The sequence below is a fragment of the Mesorhizobium sp. B1-1-7 genome, assembly GCF_006442705.1.
GTDB lineage: Bacteria > Pseudomonadota > Alphaproteobacteria > Rhizobiales > Rhizobiaceae > Mesorhizobium > Mesorhizobium opportunistum.
This window is the reverse complement of the sequence record NZ_VFWQ01000008.1, coordinates 115,191-138,082: the sequence shown is the minus strand read 5'-3', so window position 1 is coordinate 138,082 and position 22,892 is coordinate 115,191. Positions and strand designations below refer to the sequence as shown.

At 63.8% G+C, this 22,892-nt stretch carries 19 protein-coding genes; 14 read left to right on the top strand and 5 right to left on the bottom strand.

Annotated features, from left to right (window positions below; genetic code table 11):
• Positions 1 to 20: 20 nt before the first annotated feature.
• The 6 genes from FJ978_RS15375 (at position 21) to FJ978_RS15345 (ending at position 8,832) form a co-directional block, all read left to right on the top strand.
• Entirely contained in the window at positions 21 to 1,268 is a 1,248-nt protein-coding gene (locus tag FJ978_RS15375; protein WP_013896887.1) for an ABC transporter substrate-binding protein, read from the top strand.
• Positions 1,269 to 1,290: 22 nt separating this feature from the next.
• Positions 1,291 to 2,076: an ABC transporter ATP-binding protein gene (locus FJ978_RS15370; RefSeq protein ID WP_013896886.1), complete on the top strand. Its 786-nt coding sequence runs from the start codon at positions 1,291 to 1,293 to the stop codon at positions 2,074 to 2,076.
• A complete protein-coding gene (locus FJ978_RS15365; RefSeq protein ID WP_140572775.1) occupies positions 2,069 to 4,294 on the top strand; it encodes an ABC transporter permease in 2,226 nt (741 codons plus the stop codon). Before FJ978_RS15370 ends, FJ978_RS15365 begins: the two co-directional genes overlap by 8 nt.
• Positions 4,295 to 4,377: 83 nt before the next feature.
• Positions 4,378 to 6,564 (top strand): flotillin domain-containing protein, encoded by a 2,187-nt coding sequence (locus FJ978_RS15360; RefSeq protein WP_140572774.1) that lies wholly within the window; start codon positions 4,378 to 4,380, stop codon positions 6,562 to 6,564.
• A gap of 306 nt (positions 6,565 to 6,870) precedes the next feature.
• On the top strand, positions 6,871 to 7,308 hold the full coding sequence (locus FJ978_RS15350) for an SRPBCC family protein (protein ID WP_140572772.1): 438 nt from the start codon (positions 6,871 to 6,873) through the stop codon (positions 7,306 to 7,308).
• A 9-nt stretch (positions 7,309 to 7,317) separates the two neighbouring features.
• Positions 7,318 to 8,832 (top strand): SRPBCC family protein, encoded by a 1,515-nt coding sequence (locus tag FJ978_RS15345; protein WP_140572771.1) that lies wholly within the window; start codon positions 7,318 to 7,320, stop codon positions 8,830 to 8,832.
• A 9-nt stretch (positions 8,833 to 8,841) separates the two neighbouring features.
• Here FJ978_RS15345 and FJ978_RS15340 read toward each other — a convergent pair whose 3' ends face one another.
• Together FJ978_RS15340 and FJ978_RS15335 are read right to left on the bottom strand one after the other, a co-directional pair.
• A complete protein-coding gene (locus FJ978_RS15340) occupies positions 8,842 to 10,122 on the bottom strand; it encodes a D-tagatose-bisphosphate aldolase, class II, non-catalytic subunit (protein WP_140572770.1) in 1,281 nt (426 codons plus the stop codon).
• Entirely contained in the window at positions 10,119 to 11,072 is a 954-nt protein-coding gene (locus tag FJ978_RS15335; RefSeq protein ID WP_140572769.1) for a sugar kinase, read from the bottom strand. Before FJ978_RS15335 ends, FJ978_RS15340 begins: the two co-directional genes overlap by 4 nt.
• Positions 11,073 to 11,325: 253 nt before the next feature.
• On the opposite strand from FJ978_RS15335, the gene FJ978_RS15330 reads away from it, so the two are divergent.
• Complete coding sequence (locus tag FJ978_RS15330) at positions 11,326 to 12,360, top strand: LacI family DNA-binding transcriptional regulator (protein ID WP_013896879.1); 1,035 nt, start codon at positions 11,326 to 11,328, stop codon at positions 12,358 to 12,360.
• Here the strand turns inward: FJ978_RS15330 and FJ978_RS15325 are convergent.
• From FJ978_RS15325 to FJ978_RS15315, 3 genes are all read right to left on the bottom strand, one after another.
• Complete coding sequence (locus FJ978_RS15325; protein ID WP_140572768.1) at positions 12,348 to 13,298, bottom strand: alpha/beta hydrolase; 951 nt, start codon at positions 13,296 to 13,298, stop codon at positions 12,348 to 12,350. The two genes, FJ978_RS15330 and FJ978_RS15325, sit on opposite strands and share 13 nt — an antisense overlap.
• Before the next feature lie 103 nt (positions 13,299 to 13,401).
• Positions 13,402 to 14,550, bottom strand: a complete 1,149-nt coding sequence (locus FJ978_RS15320) for a Gfo/Idh/MocA family oxidoreductase (RefSeq protein WP_140572767.1) — start codon at positions 14,548 to 14,550, stop codon at positions 13,402 to 13,404.
• A 260-nt stretch (positions 14,551 to 14,810) separates the two neighbouring features.
• Positions 14,811 to 15,572: a DeoR/GlpR family DNA-binding transcription regulator gene (locus FJ978_RS15315; protein ID WP_023764767.1), complete on the bottom strand. Its 762-nt coding sequence runs from the start codon at positions 15,570 to 15,572 to the stop codon at positions 14,811 to 14,813.
• A 162-nt stretch (positions 15,573 to 15,734) separates the two neighbouring features.
• Here FJ978_RS15315 and FJ978_RS15310 point away from each other — a divergent pair, with 162 nt between their 5' ends.
• From FJ978_RS15310 to FJ978_RS15280, 7 genes are all read left to right on the top strand, one after another.
• Positions 15,735 to 16,535 (top strand): class I fructose-bisphosphate aldolase, encoded by an 801-nt coding sequence (locus FJ978_RS15310; RefSeq protein WP_140572927.1) that lies wholly within the window; start codon positions 15,735 to 15,737, stop codon positions 16,533 to 16,535.
• A gap of 3 nt (positions 16,536 to 16,538) precedes the next feature.
• On the top strand, positions 16,539 to 17,489 hold the full coding sequence (locus FJ978_RS15305) for a PfkB family carbohydrate kinase (RefSeq protein WP_140572766.1): 951 nt from the start codon (positions 16,539 to 16,541) through the stop codon (positions 17,487 to 17,489).
• Positions 17,490 to 17,577: 88 nt separating this feature from the next.
• A complete protein-coding gene (locus tag FJ978_RS15300; protein WP_140572926.1) occupies positions 17,578 to 18,723 on the top strand; it encodes an ABC transporter ATP-binding protein in 1,146 nt (381 codons plus the stop codon).
• A gap of 111 nt (positions 18,724 to 18,834) precedes the next feature.
• The gene (locus FJ978_RS15295; protein WP_140572765.1) at positions 18,835 to 20,082 is read left to right on the top strand and encodes a sugar ABC transporter substrate-binding protein; all 1,248 of its coding nucleotides are present in this window, start codon (positions 18,835 to 18,837) and stop codon (positions 20,080 to 20,082) included.
• A gap of 138 nt (positions 20,083 to 20,220) precedes the next feature.
• Complete coding sequence (locus tag FJ978_RS15290) at positions 20,221 to 21,117, top strand: sugar ABC transporter permease (protein WP_013896871.1); 897 nt, start codon at positions 20,221 to 20,223, stop codon at positions 21,115 to 21,117.
• A gap of 5 nt (positions 21,118 to 21,122) precedes the next feature.
• Positions 21,123 to 21,965, top strand: a complete 843-nt coding sequence (locus FJ978_RS15285) for a carbohydrate ABC transporter permease (protein ID WP_023808790.1) — start codon at positions 21,123 to 21,125, stop codon at positions 21,963 to 21,965.
• Between the two features lie 100 nt (positions 21,966 to 22,065).
• Positions 22,066 to 22,887, top strand: coding sequence for a sugar phosphate isomerase/epimerase (locus tag FJ978_RS15280; protein WP_140572764.1), 822 nt, complete (start codon positions 22,066 to 22,068; stop codon positions 22,885 to 22,887).
• The last annotated feature ends 5 nt before the right edge of the window (positions 22,888 to 22,892 follow it).

Below are 22,892 nucleotides of genomic sequence, written 5' to 3'. Positions count from 1 at the left end.
AATCAACGGGAGGAAAAATCATGAGGATGCATAGACGTACATTGCTCGCCTTGGCGGTGTTCACCGGGCTGACCGCGCCTTCGATGGCGCTGGCTGCCGACGACACCATCAAGATCGGCCTGCTCGCCACCTTCGAGGGACCGTTCACGGTGCTCGGCGAGGACGGCGAGCGCGGCGCCATGACGGCGGTTGCCGAGATGAACGGCACCGTCGCCGGCAAGAAGATCGAGATCGTCAAGGGCTCGTCCGACGCCTCGCCCGACAGCGCCGTGCGCGCCGCGCGCAAGCTGGTCGAGCAGGACGGCGTCAAGGTTCTGGTCGGCCCGCTCTCGGGCGACGAAGGTATTGCCGTCAAGGACTACGCCAAGACGCAGCCGAACGTGACCTTCATCAACGGTACCTCTGCCGCGCAGGACACGACATTGCGCGATCCGGCCGAAAATTTCTTCCGCTTCTCGACCGATGGCGCGCAGTGGATGGCCGGTCTCGGCACCTATGCCTTCAAGGACAAGGGCTACAAGAAGGTCGCCACCGTCGCCGAGGACTATTCCTTCCCCTACACGCAGGTGTTCGGCTTCATGGCCGAATTCTGCAAGGCCGGTGGCCACGTGCCGTCGAAATCCTGGGTGCCGATCGGCAACAAGGACTTCTCCTCGGTCATCGCCGCCATTCCGGAAGATGTCGATGCGATCTATGTCGCGCTCGGCGGCGCCGATGCGGTCAACTTCCTGACCCAGTACCAGCAGGGCGGCGGCACCGCGCCGCTGATCGGCGGCTCGATCACTGTCGACCAGACGGTGCTGACCTCGAAGGGCAAGTTGAAGGACGTGTTGAAGGGCACGCCGTCGGCCGGCCCGACCGCCGACACCAACGACGCACCGGCATGGAAGACGTTCGTCGAGGCCTACAAGAAGCAGCCGGGCGCGTTTCCCTCGCCCTCGCTCTTCGCCCATGGCTACTATGTCGATATGAAGGCGACGCTGCTTGGTCTCGACCAGGTCGGCGGCGACGTCTCCGACGGCGGCAAGAAGCTGCGCGAGGCGCTGTCGAAACTGTCCTTCGACACGCCGACCGGCAAGGTGTCGCTCGACAAGAACCGTAACGCGATCGCCGACATCTTCCTGACCGAGGTCACCGAAGGCGCCGACGGCAACCTCCTCAACAAGCTGGTCAAGGTCGTGCCGCAGGTCAACCAGACCCTCGGCATTCCCGAAGACGAGTTCATGAAGCTCGGCGCGGTCAACCGCGACAATCCGAGCTGCCCGTAACCGACGCCGAGTGCAGCCGCCAGTGACCGAAAGCTTCGCAGCAAACCGTCTTCAGAGCACCGGCGCCTATGCGCTGGAGCTCGATGGCGTGGCGCGGCATTTCGGGGCGCTGGTGGCGCTCTCGGGCATCACCATGAGGATCGCGGCCGGCGAGCGGCGCGCGGTCCTCGGCTCCAACGGCGCCGGCAAGACGACCCTGTTCAACGCCGTGACCGGCGATTTCCTGCCGACGGCGGGGCGCATCCGCTTCTTCGGCGAGGACATCACCGACCTGCCGCCGCATGAGCGCATCCGGCGCGGCTTGCGCCGCACCTATCAGATCTCGCAATTGTTCAAGGGCCTGTCGGTCCTCGATTCCATCTTCCTCGCCTGCCGCGGCGTCTCGCGCCGGCGGTTTTCGCTGCTGCGTCCGGCAACGACCGACGTCAACATGGTGCAGGCGGAATCGATCCTCAACGCCGTCCATCTCGAGGCCCTCCGCGACACGCTGGTGGCGACGCTGAGCCACGGCCAGCAGCGCCAGCTGGAGATCGCGCTGGCGCTCGCCGGCGCGCCACGCTTCATCCTGTTCGACGAACCGGCAGCCGGCCTTTCCCCGACCGAGCGCCGCGACCTCGTCGCCATCCTCAACGCACTGCCGAAGCATATCGGCTACATCATCATCGAGCATGATCTCGATGTCGCGCTGCGCGTCTCGGAATATGTCTCGATGATGCACAATGGCCGCCTGTTCAAGGAAGGCACGCCGCAGGAAATCGAAGCCGATCCCGAGGTGCAGGAGATCTATCTCGGGGGCAAGCATGGCTGAGCGCCCCGGCTCCTCCGGCAAGCCAACCAGGGCCATCCTCAGGATAGAAGACCTGCAGGTCTTCTACGGCGAGAGCCATGCGCTGCAGGGCGTCTCGCTGACGCTGGAAAGCGGCGTGCTGTCGGTCGTCGGCCGCAACGGCATGGGCAAGTCGACGCTTTGCAACACCATCGCCGGCCTGAAACGGGCCAAGTCCGGCTCGATCCGCGTCGATGGCCGCGAGATCACGTCACTCGAGCCGCACGAAATCCATCGCCTCGGTGTAGGCTATGTGCCGCAAGGCCGCCGCGTCTGGCCGAGCCTGACGGTCGACGAGCATCTGCGTCTCGCCGCTGGCAATCGGCGTGACGCCAGCTGGACCGTCGAGCGAGTCTACCAGACCTTTCCGCGCCTGGCCGAACGCCGCGGCAATGGCGGCTCGCAGCTGTCTGGCGGCGAACAGCAGATGCTGGCGATCTCGCGCGCGCTGCTCAGCGATCCGAAGCTGCTGGTCATGGACGAGCCGACCGAGGGCCTGGCGCCTGTCATCGTCGACCAGGTCGAACGCATGCTCGTCGATCTCGCCGCCGAAGGCGAGATGGCGGTACTGGTGATCGAGCAGAACATCGGCGTGGCGACCGCTGTGTCGAACCAGGTCGCCATCATGGTCAACGGCCGCATCAACAGGCTGATGGACGCCAAGGCGCTTGCCGCGGACCGCGAATTGCAGCAGCGCCTGCTCGGTGTCGGCCGCCATGCCGAGGAAGCACAGGTCACGCCGGCCGAAGCCGCGCAAGCCAAGGAGCAACTGGCGGAAGTCTATCGTGTCGACCGCACCGCCAACGGTTCGACCGAAGCGGTGTCACAGATTGGCGTCTATCGCCCTGTCACCGAACTGCCCAACCGCTGGAACGTGCCGGTCACCGAACTGCGGCAGGCGGCGGTCGACAAGGCAGCGCCGCAGGACGATCTGAAGAAGGTCTTCGCCATCCCCTTTGCCGAGCGCATCGGCAGGACCGCGCTGGTCGTTGGCACCTTTGACACCAAGGGCAAGGAATTGCGCTTCGTCGCCGACCGGCTGAAGTCGCTCGGCCTGCCGGTACGCACCGTCGATCTGTCGACCTCGGGAAAACCGACCAGCGCCGATGTGCCGGCCATGCAGGTCGCCGGCATGCATCCAAGAGGATCATCCGCCGTCTTCACCAATGATCGCGGCGGATCGGTCAGCTCCATGGCGGAAGCCTTCGCGCGCTGGATCGAACGCGAACCGGGCATCGGCGGCGTCATATCGGCCGGCGGCTCGGGCGGCACCACGCTGGCAACCTCCGGCATGCGCGTGCTTCCTGTCGGCATCCCCAAGCTGATGGTCTCGACGGTGGCGGCCGGCGATGTCGCCAAATATGTCGGTGGCGCCGACATCATGATGTTCCATTCGGTCGCCGATGTGCAGGGGCTGAACTCGATCACCGAACAGGTGCTCTCCAATGCCGCGCACGCCATGGCCGGCATGGTCGCGCAATTGCCCAACGCCGAGGCGTGGGAGACAAGACGCAAGCTGGCGCGGCCGGCCGTCGGCATCACCATGTTCGGCGTCACCACACCCCTGGTGCAAGCTGTCACGAAACGACTTGAAGCCGACTATGACTGCCTCGTCTTCCACGCCACCGGCATCGGCGGACGCGCCATGGAAAACCTCGGCGATTCCCGCCTGCTGTCGGCCTTTCTCGATCTCACCACCACGGAAGTGGCCGACATGATCGTCGGCGGCGTCTTCCCGGCGACCGAGGATCGTTTTGGTGCGGCGATCCGCACCGGACTGCCCTATGTCGGCTCGGCCGGCGCACTCGACATGGTCAATTTCGGTCCTCGCGACAGCGTGCCGGAGAAATTCAGCAGCCGCAAATTCGTCATCCATAATCCCAACGTCACGCTGATGCGCACCACGCGCGACGAGAACCGTGCCTTCGGCGAATGGATCGGCGCGCGGCTCAATGCCATGAACGGCCCGGTGCGCTTCCTGCTGCCGGAAGGCGGTGTCTCGATGCTCGACGCGCCCGGCCAGCCCTTTCACGACCCGGAAGCCGACAATGCTTTGTTCGAGGCGATCGAGAAGACCGTGCGCCAGACACCTTTGCGCCATGTCGGACGGGTGCGGGCCAACATCAACGACACGCCTTTCGTCGACGCGGCGGTCGCTGCCTTCCACGCGATCACGCCGAAGCTGCAGAGGCGGGCATGAAGAATTGGACTTCGCCACCGTGCCGGTGGATGTTTGAAATCGGCCGCCTCGCGCCGGCCGCATCGTCTTGGGGAGGATAGATCATGGACGCGCAGACCTTTGGCGCTTTCCTGTTGTGGCTGATCGTTGCGGCGGTCGTCGTGGTGATCGCCGTCTACATCTTGCGGTGGCTCTATCGCCGCTCGACCAAGGAGACGGCGTTCGTGCGCACCGGCTTCATGGGCGAGAAGGTGGTGGTGAATGGCGGCGCCTTCGTCATCCCGGTGCTGCACGACATCACTCCGGTCAACATGAACGTCCTGCGCATCGAGGTGCGGCGCGAGGATGCTCTTGCGCTGATCACCCGCAACCGCATGCGCGTCGACCTGATCGCCGAGTTCTTCGTGCGCGTCGGCGCCAGCCGCGAACTGGTCGCCGCCGCCGCGCAGACGCTTGGCCGCCGCACGCTGCAGCCAGACAGCCTGCGCGAGCTGCTGGAAGGCAAGTTCGCCGGCGCCCTGCGCACGGTCGCCGCCCAGATGACGCTGGAAGAGATGCATGAACTGCGTGGCGACTACGCCGCCAAGGTGCGCCGGCTGGCCGAGGAGTCGCTCGCCGCTAATGGGCTTGAACTGGAAAGCGTCGCCATCGTCGATCTCGACCAGACCAGCCTCGAATATTTCGATCCATCCAACGCCTTCGACGCCGAAGGCCTGACACAGCTGACGGAGTCCATCGAAACACGCCGCCGCATGCGCAACGAGATCGAGCAGCGCACGCTGGTCGATATCCGCAACCAGAATCTCGACACCCAGCGCAAGGTGCTGGAGATCGACCGCGACACCGAATATGCCCGCCTCGAACAGGAGCGCGAGGTCGAGATCCGCCGCGCCGCGCAGCGGTCTGAACTCGCCATCGAGCGTGCGTTGCGCGACCAGGAATCCGAGCAGGCGCAGCTTTCGTCGCGTGAAGCCGTCGAGAAATCGCGGCTCAACCAGGAGCGCAACATCACCGAGGAGCGCATCAAGAGCGAGGAGGACACGCAGCGCCGCGAGATTGCGCGCCGCCGTTCGCTCGACGAGACCGAGATGAAGATGCGCGAGCTGACCGAGCGCGAGCAGATCGCGCTCGAACTCTCGCTGGAAAAGGCCCGCATCGAGCGCGAGGGCGCGCAGAGCAAGCTCGAGATCGAGCGCAAGAAATTGCTCGAAGTCGCCGAACTGGAGCGCCAGATCGCGCTGGCCGAAAAAGCGCTGGAAGTGACCAAGGCCGAGGCCGAGAAGCGCCGCGCCGAGATCGTCGAGAACCAGGCGACCGAGACGGCGCGCATCGCGCAGGAACGCGTCGTCGACGAGGTCCGTATCGAACGCGAGCGTCATCTGGAAGCGCTGCAGATCGCCAAGCGCCAGGCTTTCGAGGAGGCCGAGATTTCGGCCAGCGAAGAGGTCGAGCGCGCCCGCATCACAACCGAACGCGGCATCGAGGAAGCGCGGCTGATCAAGGAGCGTGACATCAGGCAGCTCGGCGTCGACCGCGACCAGAAGATCGAGATCGCCGAGATCCAGAAGGCGATCGACATCGCCAAGAAGACGCAGGAACGCTCTTCCGCGATCGCGGCTTCCGAAGCGGTTCGCGCCAAGGCCGTCCAGGCAGAGGAACAGGCCTTTACGGCCCGCGAACGCGAGATCGCCGAGCGCCGCAAGCTGACCGACCTGATCGGCGCGCAACGCGAGGCCGAGCGCGAGGCGCTGCGCATCGTCTCCGCCGCGGATGCCGAGATGAAGGCGGCGAAGAGCCTGGCCGAGGCGCAGAAGATCGCCGCCGTCGCTTCGGCGGAGGCCGAGAAGATCCACGCCCTTGCCGCCGCCCAGCGCTACGAGGTCGATGCCGCTGGCCATCGCCAGCTCAACGAGGCCGAGAACATCCTTTCCGAGGCTGCGCGGGCAGGGCGTCTGCGCGGCAAACTGCTCGACCACATGGAAGGCATCATCCGCGAGAGCGTCAAGCCGATGGAGAAGATCGACGGCATCAAGATCCTGCATGTCGACGGCATCAACGGCGGCGCCGGCGGCAACCGCAACGTCACCGACGAGGTGATCGATTCCGCGCTGCGCTACCGCGTGCAGGCGCCGATGATCGACAATCTGATGAAGGAGATCGGCATCGAGGGCGGCTCGCTCGGCCGCATGACCGACGTGCTGCGCGACGCCAAGGATATTTCCAGCCTGACTCGCGACAAGAAGGGCAAGGGCAAGGCCGCCAAGGACGACGATGACGACCGCGATCACTGAGGTGAGGGCGGTGTTTCCTCGCGCTTCATTGGGCCGTGCGAGACGATGCCTTGCGCCTGATTGCCATGCTGCGTCGGGTCGCGATGATTGCCAAGTGGTTCCCCCACTCCGTCGCTGCTTTGCAGCGCCACCTCTCCCCCCTCCGGAGGGAGAGGAAGGGAGCCCGCCGTGGACGGTTCGCACCCTTCCTCTCCCCCGTCGATCGGGGGAGAGGTGTCGAGCAAAGCTCGACGGAGTGGGGGTCGATCTGGCGCGGCGCGAGACAATGCATACGCGGACTGCCATGCCCGTAGCCGGCCCGCAAGCATGACCAAGGTCTATGTCTCCTCTGTCATTCCCGCACCGGCAGCGGAAGTCTGGAAACTCGTCCGCAACTTCAACGCATTGCCAAGCTGGGTGCCGTTCGTTGCCGACAGCCGCATCGAACAGAACGCGCAGCCCGACCAGATCGGCTGCATCAGAAGTTTCACGTTGAAGGACGGCGGGCGCATCCGCGAAAGACTGTTGGCGCTGTCCGATTACGATCTGTCCTGCAGCTACGCGATCCTGGAAAGCCCGATGGCGGTGGAGAACTATGTCGCCACGCTGTCGCTGACGCCGATCACCGACGGCAATTTGACGCTCGCCGAATGGCAGGCGGAGTTCGACTGCGCGCCGGATCGCGAGGCAGCCTTGATGCAGCAGATCGGCAATGGCGTGTTCCAGGCCGGCTTGACCGCGCTGAAGCACCGGTTCGGGCGCTGACGCCGGCCGATGGTCCAGGTCCGCCAGAGCACGATCATCGATGCGCCGGTCGACGAGGTCTGGGCGATCCTGCGCGATTTCAACGGCCATGACCGCTGGCATCCGGCGATCGCCTTCAGCGAAATCGAGGGCGGCGAGCCGGTCGATGCGGTCGGCTCCGTGCGCCACTTCAGGCTGAACGACGGCGGCGAGTTGCGCGAGCAATTGCTGGCGCTGTCCGACAGGGACCGGCGGCTGAGCTATTGCCTGCTCGAAGCGCCGCTGCCGCTGATGGGTTACGTCGCCTCGCTGCGGTTGAAGCCGGTGACCGACGGCAACGCCACCTTCTGGGAATGGAATTCCGAATTCCACCCGCCGGCGCATCGCCGCGACGAACTGGTCAAGCTGGTCACCGAAGGCATCTATCAGGCTGGCTTTACGGCGGTGCGCAATCTTCTGCGAAGCAGAAGCACAGGCTCGCCGGTCGAGACAAGGACGCTTCGGGTCGCGTCGCCACCATCCGTGGAGATGCCGCGTGCCGCCCCAATGCTCGCGCCGGGCCAGACCGCAACGACCCGTGCGATCGTGGTCGAGCGCTATGGCGGCCCGGAAGAATTGCAACTGCGGGAAATCGGCCTGCCACAACCCGCGCCGAACGAGGTGCGGCTCCGCCACACGGTGATCGGCGTCAATTTCATCGATGTCTATTGCCGCACCGGCTTTTTCGACCTGCTGCAGCCGCCTGGCGTGCCGGGCATGGAGGCCGCAGGCATCGTCGAGGCGGTTGGGTCGGCGGTGTCGGGCTTCTCTGCCGGCGACCGCGTCGCCTATGCCTGTCCGCCGGTCGGCGCCTATGCGGAGCGGCGCAACATGGCGCCCGAACTGCTGGTTCATCTATCCGACGACGTACCGGACGAGATCGCCGCCGCCGGCCTGCTCAAGGGCGTCAGCGCCAGTTTTCTGCTGCATGATGTCCACGCCGTGCAGCCGGGCGACATCGTCCTCATCCATGCAGCGGCCGGTGGCATCGGCCAGCTGCTGGTGCAATGGGCGCGCCACCTCGGTGCGACTGTCATCGCCACCGTGTCGAGCGACGACAAGGCGCGGATCGTCGAGCGTCTCGGCGCGCACCATGTCGTCGTCTACTCCCGTGAGAATTTCACCGAGGCCGTCATGCGGCTGACCAATGGCGCGGGCGCCGATGTCGCCTATGACGCGGTCGGCAACGACACGTTCGGCGGCTCGCTCGCGGCCCTTGCCGTGCGCGGCCATCTCGTCAGCTTCGGCCAGGCTTCGGGGCCGGTCGGCAATTGGGATATCGGCCGCTTCGCCTCCAAATCGCTCACCCTCTCGCGGCCCAATTACGCGCATTACACCGACACGCCGGAAAAGCTCGCGCCGCACGTCGCCAGGTTCTTCCAGGCGCTTCGGCAGGGCGTGGTCAGGGTCGAGGCGCCGACCCGCTACACCCTTGCCGACGCCGCCGATGCGCATCGCGATCTGGAAGCCCGCCGCACCACGGGTGCGCTAGTCTTGCTGCCGTAATCCCGCAGGTCAGCCGGTCGCGCTGGCGTAGATGTCGAGAACTTCCGTTACGCCAGCGATCAGCAAGTCCCCTGCTTTTGGCGCGACGGATCCATTCGCCACGGCACCACCGAGACGGCCAAGATACTGGCTGATGAGGGGCGAGGGGATGTCGCGGTCGCCAAGCAACTGCATCAGCGCGCCCACGGCCTGTTGGGCGCCGGGCGCCGGCCAGTAGTAGCGGATACGATCGCTGTAGGAGAAATGCCGTTCGACCCGCTGCTCGGCCTCGGTGCCGTGATAGTAATTCTTCCAGTTGCCCGGCGCCGTCAGCATCACGCGCTCCATCGCCGCCGGCAGGCTTTCCCGCGAGGCGTCGGGAGCGAGAATGTCGGCGATGTGGCTCAGGCCATAGAGCGCCTCGCGCAGCGCGAAGGTCAGCCACGGCCCGACTTTGAGGATGGCGAAGCCGTCATCGACCAGCGCGCTCAGTGCCGCCACCGGCTGGTAGTCGGTCGAATGGGCCTCGAAGACGAATTGCGGCAGGTCTCGCAGCGTGCCGGCGAGTGCCCGTGCGCGCTCCGGTTGATAGGCGATCACGTCGGCATTGCCGAATTCGACACCCGGCTGCACGACGACGCCGATCGCCCGCGAAAAAGCCCGGTCGAGGCCGCGCTGGGCGAAAGCATCGCGGTGGATGCGCACCGTCTCGCGTGCCGCCTCCGGTGTCGTCACCGCCAGATGGTCCATTGCCTCAAGAGCGCCACCAGGCACCGGCACCTCCGTGCCGATGACATAGACCGGCTTGGCACCTTTTCGTTCCGTGGCGGCCTCCGCCACCGCGGCCAGGTCGGCCGCACGCGCGGCAATCGTCGCGTCTGGCGGTGCGGCGCCTTCGCCGGCGCAGCCCATGCTGGTGTCCAAATGGATCTTGGTGAAGCCGGCCTCCGCATAGGCGTCGACCATGCGCGACGCTTTCGCCATGGCGTCGGCTGCCGGCAGGTGTTTCCACGGATTGGGACCGAGATGGTCGCCGCCGAGCACCAGCCGGTCCAGCGGGAAGCCGGCCTTTCCGGCGATCGCCTCGACGAAGCGGCGGAAATCCCCGGGTGTCATGCCGGTATAGCCGCCCTCGTGGTTCACCTGGTTGCAGGTGGCCTCGATCAGCACGTCGGCGCCGCGCGCCTTGCCATGGCGCAGCGCCGCCTCGATGACCAGCGGGTGGGCCGAGCAGATCGAGGCAATGCCGCAGCGCTCACCGGCCGCGCGACGCGCCGCGATCGCCGCCAGCCTGTCCGTCGCCTGGCTCATGCCGGCGCTCCGGTCTTGGCGGTCTCGATGAAGGCTTCGACGGCGGCAAGTGAGGCGATGCCCTCCATCGGTCCCTTCTTCGTCACCGCCAGCGCGCCGCAGCCATTGGCTATGCTGAGCGCTTTTTCAGGTGTCGCTCCACGCAGCCAGAAGGAGACGAAGGCGGCGGCAAAACAGTCGCCGGCGCCGGTCGGATCGATTTCATCGACGGCGAAGCCGGGCGAAACGGTCCGCCCGGTCCGGTCGTAGTGAACGGCACCGTCAGCGCCTTTCTTGACCACCACGGTGGAAATGCCGCGTCCCAGCATCTCGCGCACCGCGCTTTCCTCGTCGGTCGCCTTGGCGAAGATGAACAGTTCCGGCCCGCTCGGCAGGAAAACGTCGGTCTTCGAGAGCACGAAGTGCAAGGCATCGCGCATGCCCGGCAGATCGAGCATCTCCTTGCGGATGTTGGGATCGAAGGAGACCGTGCCGCCGCGCGCCTTGACAGCCTCGATCCCGTTGCGCGCCACCTCGATCACCTCGGGCGAGAACAGCGAGGTGCCCATGACGTGAAAATGATCGGCGCCGGCCAGCAACGCGCGCGCCTCGGCGCCGATCTCGATCAGGCCGGCGGCACTTTGCTTGATGTTGTAGACGAAATGCCGGCTGCCATCCGCCTCGTAGGTAACGAAGGCGGTTCCGGTCGCTGCACCACGATGGACCTTGATGGCTGAGATGTCGGCGCCGTCGGCACGCAGGCGCTCGATGTTCAAATGGCCGAAATCGTCATCGCCGACCGCCGCGATCAGCCCTGCCGGCTGGCCGAGCCGCGCCGCCTGGTCGATGAAGATCGCCGGCGCGCCGGATGGAAACGGCCCGACCAGCGGCCCGGGGGCAAGGAGGCTCTGGCCGATCCGCTCGGCCATGATCTCGACCAGGATCTCGCCGGCGCAAACCAGTTTCTTCATTTCCTCACCATTCGCCGGCGGCGGGTCGCTGAATGCCATCCCTGTTGCCATGCGCGCAAAACCTAGGTTGCCGATTTAAGAGCGTCAATAAATAATTTGACGCGCGCAATGGTTCTGCGTTGTACTGCAAACGCGAAAATTTGACTGAACAAATTCGGTCAAGCAATGCTGCCTCACGGCAACGGCCGCAAGACTGATTCTGGCCAGACCGAAAAAGGGTTGGCGAGCAAGGACGAGGGGGCCTGGAATATCGATGGCGGAGAAGACCCACCGCACGATGGATGATTTCGCCAGGGCGTCCGGCGTATCACGGCCGACCCTGTCGAAGTATTTCGACGATCCGGCGAGCGTGAAGCCGGCGACGCGGGCGCGCATCGAGGCGGCACTGCGGTCGTCGGACTATCAGCCCAACGTTTTCGCCCGCAACCTCAATCGTAAACGCACCCGCAATGTCGGCATCATCGTGCCGGCGCTCACCGATCCATTCTATGCCGAAATGGTTAGCCGCATCGAACTGCGCTGCCGCGACGAAGGTTTCTGGCCGATCGTCATCTCCTCGCACGGTTCGCCGAAACTGGAGGCGGAATCGGTCAGGACGCTGATGTCGCTCAAGGTCGCCGGCGCCATCGTCGCTCCCCTCGGATCGGTCTCCGAACCCGGCGTCTTCGAGCGGATGAGCAAGGACATCCCGATCGTCTATTTCGACACCTATATCGAGGGCGACACGCCCTTCGTCGGCAACGACAACCACCAGAGCACGTCGACCATCGTCGACTATCTCTGCCGATCCGGCGAACCGCCTGTTTATGTCGACATCCCGCACGTCAATCACAATTCTCGCGAGCGCCTGCAGAGCTATATCGACACGATGCGAGCCACTCGTTTGGAGCCGATCGTGCTCAAGGCGGCGGCCGACTACAGCTGGGATTTCGAGCGCATTGGCCATGAATGGATGGACAAGACGCTCGAGAATGGCGGCCTGCCGGCCCGCACGCTGCTCTGCGCCAATGACCGTCTCGCCTTCGGCGTCATGGCGGCTGCCTTTTCGCGCGGGCTGAAGATCGGTCGCCGGCCCGATTGCGACTTCCGTGTCGCCGCCCATGACGACCATCCGCTGAGCCGCTACACCTGTCCGGCGCTGACCACGATGGCGCAGGATTTCGCCACCATGGCCGGCCGCAGCGTCGAGATCCTGCTTGCCCTGCTGGACGAGGCCGATCCGCCCGGACAAGGCCTGGCACGCAACGTCAAGCTCGGAGCGACCCTGGTGATGCGTCAATCGGCCTGATCGGGCATCTGCAACTGCAGCCATGCCGCCGCCTCGCTCACCGCTTGCCGCGCGGCTTTGATGTGGCGGCCCATCGAGACGAAGCCGTGGATCTGGCCCGGCCACTGCCGCAAGAGCAGCGGCACGCCGTGGGCCCGCAGGCGTTCGGCATAGGCCGTGGCTTCGTCGGCAAGGATGTCGTGGCCGGCGACGGCGACAAACGCCGGTGCCGCGCCGGCAAGGCTTGACGCGAGCAGTGGCGAAACCCGCCAGTCAACGATGTCATCGGGCGTTCGCACATAGTGGTCGCGGAACCAGGCCATGGTGGCGGCGGTGAGCCCGAAGCCGTCGCCGAAACGGCGGTAGCTGTCCGCCGTCTGGCGGGCATCGGTGTTGGGGTAGATCAGGATCTGGGCGGCGAGCGGTGGCGCCAGTCCGTCGCGGGCGAGCAGCGCCAGCACGGCCGCGAGGTTTCCGCCGGCGCTGTCGCCGGCCACAGTGATGCGGGCCGGGTCGATGCCAAGCTCCCCGGCATTCTGCTCCATGAAGCGAAGCGCTGCCGCGCAATCCTCGAGCGCTGCGGGAAACTTGTGTTCCGGCGCCAGCCGGTAATCGGGGCAGACCACGATGGCATTGCCCAGATTGGCGAGCCAGCGGCAGATCTCGTCGTGCGAATCCAGATTGCCGATGACCCAGCCGCCGCCATGCAGATAAAGCACGGCGCGCGCTGCGGTTAGTGGCGCGCCGATGCCGCGGTGGATGCGGATCGTGACCGGGCCGTTCGGCCCGTCGACCGTCAGCTGCACGGTTGATGCGACTGGCTCGTGCTCGCCCTGCTGCGCCGGGAACGAAGCGTTGTAGGCTACCCGCGCGGCAGTCACGCTGCCATGCTCGAATGGTTCGCTGCCGGCTGCACGGCCGATTTCGAGGGCGCGCGCGGCATCGGGGTCGAGCGTCATCGTTATCTCCGTGAAGCATTCCAGGAAAAGTGTGAAACGGTTTTCCGTCCGCAATTGCGCCAAAACAACAAGGATCATCGTTCGGTGAAACGGTGATCCGAGTCTAGGCGAGCAGGCTGCTTGCTTCGTCTTCGGTCAGCAGCGCCGGCTGGGCGACATCGCCGGCAATGGCAACCGAGCTTTTCATTTCGCCCGACTGCAGGATCGCCTCCATGATCTCCAGCACATGCAGCGCCAGATTGCCGGACGCGCGCGGCGTCGCACCAGTCGTGAGCGAGCGCACCAGATCGGCCACACCCAGCATGCGGTAATTGGCGCGGTCGGGCGCGGCGTAGGGCCAGTTGCGGGCGCCGTAGAGCTCGCCTTCGCTGGCGAAATCCTTCCACTCGGCGCCGCGTTCGGACAAGGAGACGGTGCCGCCGAACGTGTCAGGATCGGGCAGGCGCAGCGAGCCTTCCGTGCCGTGCAATTCGATCGGGTGGTTGGAGTGCTTGAAGACGTCCCACGAGGCACCGAAGGTGACGGTGGCGCCCGAGCGGAATTCGAGCAGCGACAGCACATTGGTCGGCGTGCCGACCTTGAACGTCGTGTTCTTGAACGGTCCTTCGGCTGATATCAGCCGTTCCTCCTGGCCCTTCGTCGCCATGGCCATGACGCGCGCGACCGGTCCGAGCAGGTTGACCAGCATGGTCAGGTAATAGGGGCCCATATCGAACACCGGGCCGCCGCCTGGCTGGTAGTAGAACTGCGGGTTGGGGTGCCAGTGCTCCATGCCGCGTCCCATCATGAAGGCGGTGCCGGTAACCGGGCGGCCAATGGCGCCTTCATTCATCAGTCGGCGCGCGCGGCGCCCGGCGGCTCCGAGGAACGTGTCCGGCGCCGAGCCGAGCAGCAGGCCGCGTTTGGCCGCCTCCGCCACCAGGCGGCGGCCGTCGCTGGCCGAAATCGCCAGCGGCTTTTCGGTGAAGACATGTTTCCCCGCTGAGAGCGCCGAAAACGAAATGTCGAAATGTGCGGCGGGAATGGTCAGGTTGAGGACGAGATCGATCTCGGGATCGGCCAGCAGCGCATCGACGCCGAGTGCTCGGATGCCATATTCCTTGGCCCGCAACGCCGCCATGTCGGCCGAAATATCGGCGCAGGCGCGCAGCTCGATGCCGCCGAAGAGGGCGGCATTGCGCAAATAGGTCATCGAGATGTTGCCGCATCCGATGACACCGATTCCGAGTTTTTCCCCCGATTTTGCCTGCATTTTCGGTCCTCCCTATTGGCCATGCTCTGCCGGATCCGCTGCGCCGGCAACGCGTCGTGCCGGGAAAGCGCTATACAACGTTTTAAATATTGACGCGCGTAAATTTTTTATAGAACATGCGAAAACGCTGGTGTGAAATCGGGAGGCTGCCAGCTCTGGGAGGAGAATATGACAGACCTGAAAAAACGGCCGACTGCCGATGCGGATCCCGTGGGCTTGCGCCCACAGATATTCCGTCGCGGCCAGGGACCGCGACAAGGTCAGGCATAGATCACCTTGGCTCCGGTCCTATCAAGCTGGCTGCGTATCGGGTCGGAAAGACCATCGTCGGTGATCACGACATCGACGCTCGACAGCGAAAATGCCTTGGAGGTTCCGCTGACGCCCCATTTGCTCGAATCCGCAAGCAGGACAACGCGCCGGGCCATGCGCACAAGGTTTCGCTTCGTTCGCGCCATGTCTTCGTTCACGTCGACCACATCCAGTGACGAGTCAATCGCATGCGCTCCAACAAGGACCTGATGCGCCACCAAGCCGCCGAGAGCGGTGTCGGCGTCGGTGATCAGCGTGCTCACCGTGTCCGGATAGACCCGGCCGCCGATCATGTGAACGTCGAGCCCGGGCCGATGCATCAGGTGCTGCACGATATTCATCGCCGTGGCCGCGACCACGACATTGCTGAGCGGCGGTAACAGCATGGCAACCTGCATCAATGTCGAGCCGCCGTCGAAGATGACTGACTGGTTGTCCTCGAACAGGTCCACCGCTGCCCGGGCGATGCGTTTCTTTGCATCGAGGTTCGTTTGCATCCGCCGGGCGAACGCGGCCGTGGTCGAATCCGTCGTACGGGTCACCGCCCCTCCACGGGTCTTGGTCAGCAGTCCCTTGCGGTCCAGTATCTCGAGGTCGGAGCGCACCGTGACTTCCGACACGCCAAATTCGTCCGACAGGTCCTTGATGCGAACCTGTCCGCTGCGTTGCACCTCACCCAGGATCGATTGGCGTCTCTGCTCCGACAACATTGCCTTGTCCTTGCCTCCATGCGCCAAGCGTTCGCCTTGGCCTCGATTCACTCTATCAAAAATACGCGAATTCGAAAGCTTTCGAAAGATTGCATTTATCTTTTCTTTCGCAAACACTGGGTCCAGGATTTTGAAACCAATCGATTGGAGAGTTTTAGACACATGAGCCTCGGAACCAAGGTGCGCCTGGCGCGCCTCTTCTCACATCCATCGGGCAATCTTTTTGGCGGCGCGGTCGACCACTTTGTCGGCTATGGCGACGTGCGCAAAGGAGGTCTTGCCGACCTGCCGGGCGCGCTTGCACGCGTCATGGTGGGCAAGCCCGACTACGTCAGCATCCAGCCTGGCACCGCGCGCCATCTGTGGCCGCAATATGCGGGCAAGGCTTGCCTGGTGATCCAGGCCGGCTGCTTCACCCCAGACGATCGCATCAGTGAACTGATTGCAACGCCCGAGGATGCGGTGCGCGCCGGCGCCGATGCGTTGGCCGTGGCCATTCCGGTGCGCGGCGCGACCGAGGGCAAATACATACGCTGGCTGACCGATTCGGTGAATGCTGCGGCCCGCTACGGCATGCCGGTGGTGGCGCATATCTATCCTCGCGATTTCACCGACGGGGCAAAAATCGTCTTCACCCCCGACGAAATCGCCTATGCGGCACGCATCGGCTACGAGTCCGGCGTCGACGTGATCAAGATCGGGTACACGGGCGATTTCGAGTCGTTTCAAGAGACCGTTCGGACCTGTCCGGTGCCGGTTGTGATCGCCGGTGGTCCGAAGACTGACACGCTGCTCGGCGCCCTTCAGCAGACGGCGGACGCCATCCGTGCCGGCGCGCGCGGTGCCGTGGTGGGCCGTAATCTCTGGGGGCATGGCGATCCGGAAAAGGCGGCGATCGCCTTTCGGGGCGTCATCCATGACGGCCTTTCGGCGCAAGACGCCCTGGCCAGGGCGGGTGCCTGAACCATGCCCGCCGTCCCTTCAATCCTCGGCTTCGGAGCTATTGCGATCGACGACATCGTCTATGTCGATCAGCCGTTGTCGGCGGGCAAGGGGAAGGTTCTGCAAAGTGCCCGGGCTTTCGGGGGAAATGTCGCGACGGCACTTGCCGCCGTCGCGCGGCTCGGCGGAACCGCCGGGTTCGTCGGCTGGCTGAGCAATGCCGCCGACGACGCCGTGTTGTGCGACCTCGTTGCAAGCGGCGTTGAAACCGCGTTCGCGCCGCGCCACCCGCACGCGCGCCCGGTGCGCTCGCGGATCACCGTCGGTTCGGACGGGGAGCGGTTCATCGCCTATGACGACGAAGCGATGCTGGGCACCGCGCCGGACTTTCCTGACGAGGTCCTCAGTCGCGCGAGCGTCCTGATCGTCGATAGCTACGGGATCGGGTCGCTGGATGTCGTGGCTCGGGCTCGCGATCTCGGCCTTGCGATCCTCGGCGATATCGAATGGAGCCACGGCTCACCCACCGAGAAACTGATCGGGCTCTGCGACCATCTCATTCTTCCGCTCGGCTTTGCGCGGACCGCCACGGGCCGCCGGTCGCCGGCCGAGATACTCGATGCATTGTGGTTGCCGTCGCGATCCGCCGTGGTTCTGACGGATGGCGGCAGGGGTGTCTTCTATCGCGGACGCGAAGACGCTGGGCTCTGGCACCTGCCGCCGCACCGGGTTGCCGTCGTCGACTCGACCGGCGCCGGCGACTGCTTTCATGGCGCCTATGCGCTTGCCTTGACGCGCGGGGCCGACACCGCGGGCCGGGTCGCATTCGCGGCCGCGGCGGCAGCCCTTTCGATAACGGGGCGGGGCGGGCGCGAGGCGCTTCCGACCGGCGACCAGGTCACGGAACTCCTGGCATCGACGAACGCGCCGTCGGCGGTCGAACTGAACTATGCGCGGCTCGATACCGGAACATAGCCGGAGCTATCCAAGGAAATATCTCGCAGGTGAACATAAGCCGAGGAAAATCATAAAAATCAGTGGCTTGGACTTGTGGAGGAGGAATATGGCAGAAGTCGTTCTTGAGAATATCTGCAAGACATACGGGAACAATTTTCACGCAATCGACCAATTGAATCTGTCGGTCGAGGACGGCGAGTTCTTGATTCTCGTCGGGCCGTCCGGCTGTGGCAAATCCACCGCGCTGCGGATGATCGCGGGGTTGGAGGACGTCACCAGCGGCAGCCTTCGGATCGGCGGAATAGACGTCGTCGACATGCCGCCCAAGGACCGCGACATCGCGATGGTCTTCCAGAGCTACGCCCTCTACCCGCATATGACGGTGTTCGAAAACATCGCCTTTTCGATGCGGCTGGCAGGCAAGCCGAAGGCCGAGCGCAAAAAGCGCGTGGACGAGATCGCCAAAACCCTTCAACTGACGTCTCTGCTGGATAGCAAACCCGCGAACCTTTCAGGCGGACAGCGTCAAAGGGTTGCCATGGGCCGCGCCATGGTGCGCGAGCCGGCAGCCTTTCTCATGGACGAACCCCTTTCCAATCTGGACGCGAAACTGCGTGTCCAGATGCGCGCCGAAATCACCAGTCTGCAAAAGCAGCTCGGCGTAACGACCATATATGTGACCCACGACCAGACCGAAGCCATGACGATGGGCGACAGGGTCGCGGTGTTGAAAGGCGGCGTGCTGCAGCAGGTCGACACACCCAAGAGGCTCTATGAATCGCCGGTGAACGCCTTCGTTGCCGGCTTCATCGGATCCCCTTCGATGAACCTTTTCGAGGCGACCCTGACGGGCGACGAACTGGCGTCGGGCGCCTTTGCCATCCGGCTGCAGGATGCGGCTTTCATACGCAGACCGGATTTGAGGTCGTATGCGGGGCGCAAAGTCGTGTTCGGGATACGACCGGAGGATCTCTACGACAGCAGCCTCGAATCCGGCCGCAAGTATCAAACGATACCGGCAAGGGTAACCTCGATCGAAGAACTCGGATCCGAACATATCGTCCATCTCAACATCGACGCGGTCCGGGTGGACTCCGGCGACCCTGACGCGGTGCAGGATTTCGGCCTGGCGTCGAATGCGGTGGCGAGATTCGAACCGGTCAGCACAGTCCGTTCCAGCTCGGAAATCAGGTTGGCCCTGGATGACGCCAAGCTCCATTTCTTCGATCCCGAGACGCATCTGGCGATCTGAATATTCGCGACGAGACCCGCGGGTGAGGGTGAGGCACCCCGCATAAGGAGACTTCTGAATAACCAGACGATCGGGCGCATTGTGCGGTCGATCCTAAAGAAGGAGGAGAAAATGATGTTTCGTATAAAACCCGCGATGCTGAAAATGGCCGCGGCCGCATGGTTGCTTGGCGCAACCGGCGCCATGGCGGACACGACGCTGGAATTCACCCAATGGTGGGAGCCCGAATTGCCGGCTGGCTCGCTCAGGTCAATCATGGATGAGTTCGAGGCGGCAAACCCCGGCATCAAGGTGACGCTGGTCAGCGGCCCCTACGCGACTACGCGAGACCAGATCTCGGTTGGTGCTGCAACCGGAACGCTCAGCGACGTCGTCGGTCTCGACGGTGCCTGGGTGAACAATCTGAATGCGCAGGGCGCGCTCGCCGACATGAATCCGATGATGGATGCGGGCAAGTTCGACAAAGCCCAAGTCGCGGACATCATCAAGGTGGACGGCAAGGCGGTTATGTTTCCCGTGGCTTCCTTCGTCTATCCGGTCTTCGTGAATTTGGACCTCGCCGCCAAGGCAGGCGTGACCAAGCTGCCGTCGACCCGTGCGGAGTTTCTCGAAGCCGCCAAGAAGATGACGCACGCCGACCAGAACCAGTATGGCTGGGTGCTGCCCCTGTCGCTGCAAACACCATCCGGCGTCCAGAACGACATGATGTCGTGGGTTTGGGCTTCGGGTCAGTCGATGATGGCGAACGGCAAGCCGGACCTTGAAGGCAAGCCGGTGGTGGATATGCTCACCTTTGTCAAATCGCTCAACGACGCCGGCACCATCTCGCCCGGCATCGCCACCAAGACCGAGCAGGAAAAGGTCGAGGAGTTCGTCAACGACCGCGTCGGAATGATGATCGACTCGCTCGCCCATGTGAACCTCATCCGCAAGCGCAATCCCAAGCTGAACTTCGACCTCATCCCCGTCCCTGTCGTGGAAAACTATACCGGCAAGCGCGGCCTTCCCTATGCCTCCTGGGGCGTCGGCATCTCGGCTGCGTCGAAACATCAGGAAGAGGCCTGGAAACTCGTCCAATATCTGATGAGCGAAAAGGTCAACGCCAAGCTCGTGTCGCTTGCAAACGCCTTCCCCGGCAACGTCAACGCCAAGCCCGATTTCGTGACCTCGGACAAGGCTTTCGGCAAGGCTTTTGAAATCTTCAAGACCGGTTATCTCGCCAATGAGTTCACGGGCCTGCCGGTGGCTGAAGACCTGATGACCCAGTTCGACGTGCAAGCCCAGAAGATGCTGGCCGGCGAACAGTCTCCCGAACAGGCCGCCGCCGCCGCTCAGAAAGGCTGGATGGCGAAATTCTGATCGGCCTGTTCCCGTTTGCTATCTTCGGCCGGGTGGCCTGACTTCGGGCAGGCCACCCGGCAACAACGGATCGGCAATTTGAGATGGACCTGTTTTTGAAGCTCACCTTCTCTTGAAGGCGTATCCCAAGGTTGGCACATGACCCGGCAAAAGCGCTCCCACCACAAGCTGAAACGAGCGGTTGCACCCTACCTCTATCTGTCGCCCTCGCTGCTCATAATCGGGCTTCTGATGCTGCTGCCGATGGTGACGGTGATTGCCTACTCGTTCCAGAACAGCGCGGTGCTGCGTCGTGATCCATCCTTTGCCGGACTGAAACACTACCAGGCGATCTTCGACGACCCGGTGTTCTGGGCCTCGCTGTGGCACACGCTCTACTTCACATGCATGAGTGTCATTTTCCACATGACCATCGGTATGGTCTTCGCGCTCATGCTGAACAGCGACCGCATCAATCCGACGCTGCGCAATATCCTGCGCGTGCTCTACATACTGCCCTGGCTGTTCACCGCGGTGATCATCGCCGTGATCTGGCGCCTCCTGCTTGAGCCGAACGGTGTCGTGAACAGCATTCTCATGCAACTCGGCATCATCGGCTCCAAGGTCGAATGGTTTTCCTCGCCCGAGACCGCGCTGCACGCCGTCACCTTCGCCAACATCTGGGCGGGCTATCCGCTCTTCATGGTCAGCCTGCTCGCGGGTTTGCAGGGCATTCCCAAGGATTTCTACGAGGCAGCCGATATCGACGGGGCGAAAGCCTACCAGAAGCTCATCTTCATCACCATCCCGCAGCTGATGCCGATCATCATCAGCATCTCGCTGCTCGACTTCATCTGGACCATGCAGGTCTTCCCATTGATCTGGATAACCACGGGCGGTGGCCCGATCTACTCGACCGAGGTCCTCAGCACCTACACGTACAAGCTGGCGTTTTCGAGCTACAACCTGTCGCAGGCTTCGGCGAGCGCTGTGGTCATCTTGTTGATCTCTCTCGGCCTGACGCTGTTCTACATTCGCTATCAAAAGGCTCGGTAGTCACCATGAGGAAAAGGCATACGCCGAAAGACAGGCTGATCACCGTCGCGCTCCATGTGGCGCTTGCAGCGGGACTCTTTTTCGCGGCATTTCCGATCTACTGGATGCTGAGCAGTTCGTTCAAATCGAATACCGAAATCTTTGCCCTGCCGCCAACCATCCTGCCAAAGGCCTTCACGCTGGAAGCCTATGCTGCCATCCTTGGCGACCCGGTAAAGCTGCGCTTCTTCTTCAACAGCTATTTCGTGGCGGGAGCGGTGACCGTGCTGACGGTGCTGATCGCCTTGCTGGCCGCCTACGGGTTCAGCCGCTTCAACTTCCGCGGCAAGGGCAGCCTGAACACAATCATCATCAGCACGCAGACGATTCCGCCGATCACACTTTTGATCCCCTTCTTCGGGCTTGTCGTCTCATACGGTATCTTTGATACCTACGTCGCGCTGATCCTGACTTACCTGGTGTTTACGCTGCCGTACGCGATCCTGCTGATGACGGGATATCTGAACACCTTGCCCCGCGATCTCGATGAAGCCGTGGCTGTCGATGGCGGCACCAGTTGGACAGCGCTTTGGCGGGTGATCGTCCCGATTTCACTGCCTGGCATCGTGGCGACGTCGGTCTACACCTTCCTGCTGTGCTGGAACGAATTTCTCTTTGCGCTGACGCTGACGAAGTCGACGTCCATGCGCACCGTCCCGATCGGCATCCAACTGTTGATGGGCCAGCACGCCTTCGAATGGAACCAGATGATGGCGATGAGCGTGCTCGGCTCGCTGCCGCTCTTGCTCATCTACCTCGTTGCCCAGAGGTACTTCCTCGCCGGGATGACCGCGGGCTCGGTCAAGTAGGATGCCCATCCCGAGGAGAAGGAGCGGGCCCTCGCTTATCAGCGCTACATCATCGAACGGCTGACGCAAGGCCCATCAAGGAATATCAAGGAATGAAAGGATGAACGTGAAAGACCTCAAAGTCGGCTGCCAGACCTTCACCTGGGAAATGCTGGGAGACCGGTTCACCGGCGGCCCCGACGATCTGCTGAAGGCGATCGCCGATGGCGGTTATGCCGGCATCGAGATCACCGATACCATGATCGGCCACTATGCCGGCAAGCCGTCGGAGTTCGCCGCCGCGCTGAGGTCGTCCGGGCTGACGCTGGTCTCCTTCGCCTTTGGCTCGGACAGTGGCTTTACACTGAAGGATGAGATCGGCTCCGATCTCGAAGCTGCCAAACGCTGGATCGACTTCGCCGCCGCCTTCCCCGGCGCGCTGGTCTCGATGGGGTCGGCGACCGTCGTGTCCGACGGTCCGCGTGGCGACAAGTTCGCCACCGCCGCCGAAGTCTACAACAAGGCCGGCGAACTGGGACGCAAGGCCGGCGTCCAGGTGGCGGTGCATCCGAGCTCGCACCACAACACGCTGCTGTTCGATCGCGCCGACTACGACACGATCTTCGCGCTTCTCGACCCCGATCTGGTCGGCTGGGTGCCCGATACCGGCCACATCCTGCGTGGCCACAAGGACATGGCCGACACGCTGCGCACCTATCGCGACCGCATCCGCTATATCCATTTGAAGGACGTCGATGCCAACGGCACCTGGGCAATGCTCGGCAAGGGCGTCTGCGACACCGCCCAAGTGATCGAGATTGCCGGCACCGCGCCGCGCTTCAACGGCTGGCTGGTGCTCGAAGAGGAATCCGACACCGCCGCCGCCGATCCCGCCGGCGCGGTCAAGACCAACCGACAGACAATGCGCGGCTACGGCGCCTGAAGAAC

What these genes read in the sequence shown, in the direction of transcription:
- FJ978_RS15365 (WP_140572775.1), top strand. Translation starts at nt 2,069, where the DNA reads ATGGCTGAGCGCCCCGGCTCCTCCGGCAAGCCAACCAGGGCCATCCTC.
- FJ978_RS15290 (WP_013896871.1), top strand. Translation starts at nt 20,221, where the DNA reads ATGACCCGGCAAAAGCGCTCCCACCACAAGCTGAAACGAGCGGTTGCA.
- FJ978_RS15345 (WP_140572771.1), top strand. Translation starts at nt 7,318, where the DNA reads ATGGTCCAGGTCCGCCAGAGCACGATCATCGATGCGCCGGTCGACGAG.
- FJ978_RS15330 (WP_013896879.1), top strand. Translation starts at nt 11,326, where the DNA reads ATGGCGGAGAAGACCCACCGCACGATGGATGATTTCGCCAGGGCGTCC.
- FJ978_RS15325 (WP_140572768.1), bottom strand. Translation starts at nt 13,298, where the DNA reads ATGACGCTCGACCCCGATGCCGCGCGCGCCCTCGAAATCGGCCGTGCA.
- FJ978_RS15320 (WP_140572767.1), bottom strand. Translation starts at nt 14,550, where the DNA reads ATGCAGGCAAAATCGGGGGAAAAACTCGGAATCGGTGTCATCGGATGC.
- FJ978_RS15310 (WP_140572927.1), top strand. Translation starts at nt 15,735, where the DNA reads ATGAGCCTCGGAACCAAGGTGCGCCTGGCGCGCCTCTTCTCACATCCA.
- FJ978_RS15350 (WP_140572772.1), top strand. Translation starts at nt 6,871, where the DNA reads ATGACCAAGGTCTATGTCTCCTCTGTCATTCCCGCACCGGCAGCGGAA.
- FJ978_RS15285 (WP_023808790.1), top strand. Translation starts at nt 21,123, where the DNA reads ATGAGGAAAAGGCATACGCCGAAAGACAGGCTGATCACCGTCGCGCTC.
- FJ978_RS15315 (WP_023764767.1), bottom strand. Translation starts at nt 15,572, where the DNA reads ATGTTGTCGGAGCAGAGACGCCAATCGATCCTGGGTGAGGTGCAACGC.
- FJ978_RS15300 (WP_140572926.1), top strand. Translation starts at nt 17,578, where the DNA reads ATGGCAGAAGTCGTTCTTGAGAATATCTGCAAGACATACGGGAACAAT.
- FJ978_RS15335 (WP_140572769.1), bottom strand. Translation starts at nt 11,072, where the DNA reads ATGAAGAAACTGGTTTGCGCCGGCGAGATCCTGGTCGAGATCATGGCC.
- FJ978_RS15340 (WP_140572770.1), bottom strand. Translation starts at nt 10,122, where the DNA reads ATGAGCCAGGCGACGGACAGGCTGGCGGCGATCGCGGCGCGTCGCGCG.
- FJ978_RS15280 (WP_140572764.1), top strand. Translation starts at nt 22,066, where the DNA reads ATGAACGTGAAAGACCTCAAAGTCGGCTGCCAGACCTTCACCTGGGAA.
- FJ978_RS15295 (WP_140572765.1), top strand. Translation starts at nt 18,835, where the DNA reads ATGATGTTTCGTATAAAACCCGCGATGCTGAAAATGGCCGCGGCCGCA.
- FJ978_RS15305 (WP_140572766.1), top strand. Translation starts at nt 16,539, where the DNA reads ATGCCCGCCGTCCCTTCAATCCTCGGCTTCGGAGCTATTGCGATCGAC.
- FJ978_RS15360 (WP_140572774.1), top strand. Translation starts at nt 4,378, where the DNA reads ATGGACGCGCAGACCTTTGGCGCTTTCCTGTTGTGGCTGATCGTTGCG.
- FJ978_RS15375 (WP_013896887.1), top strand. Translation starts at nt 21, where the DNA reads ATGAGGATGCATAGACGTACATTGCTCGCCTTGGCGGTGTTCACCGGG.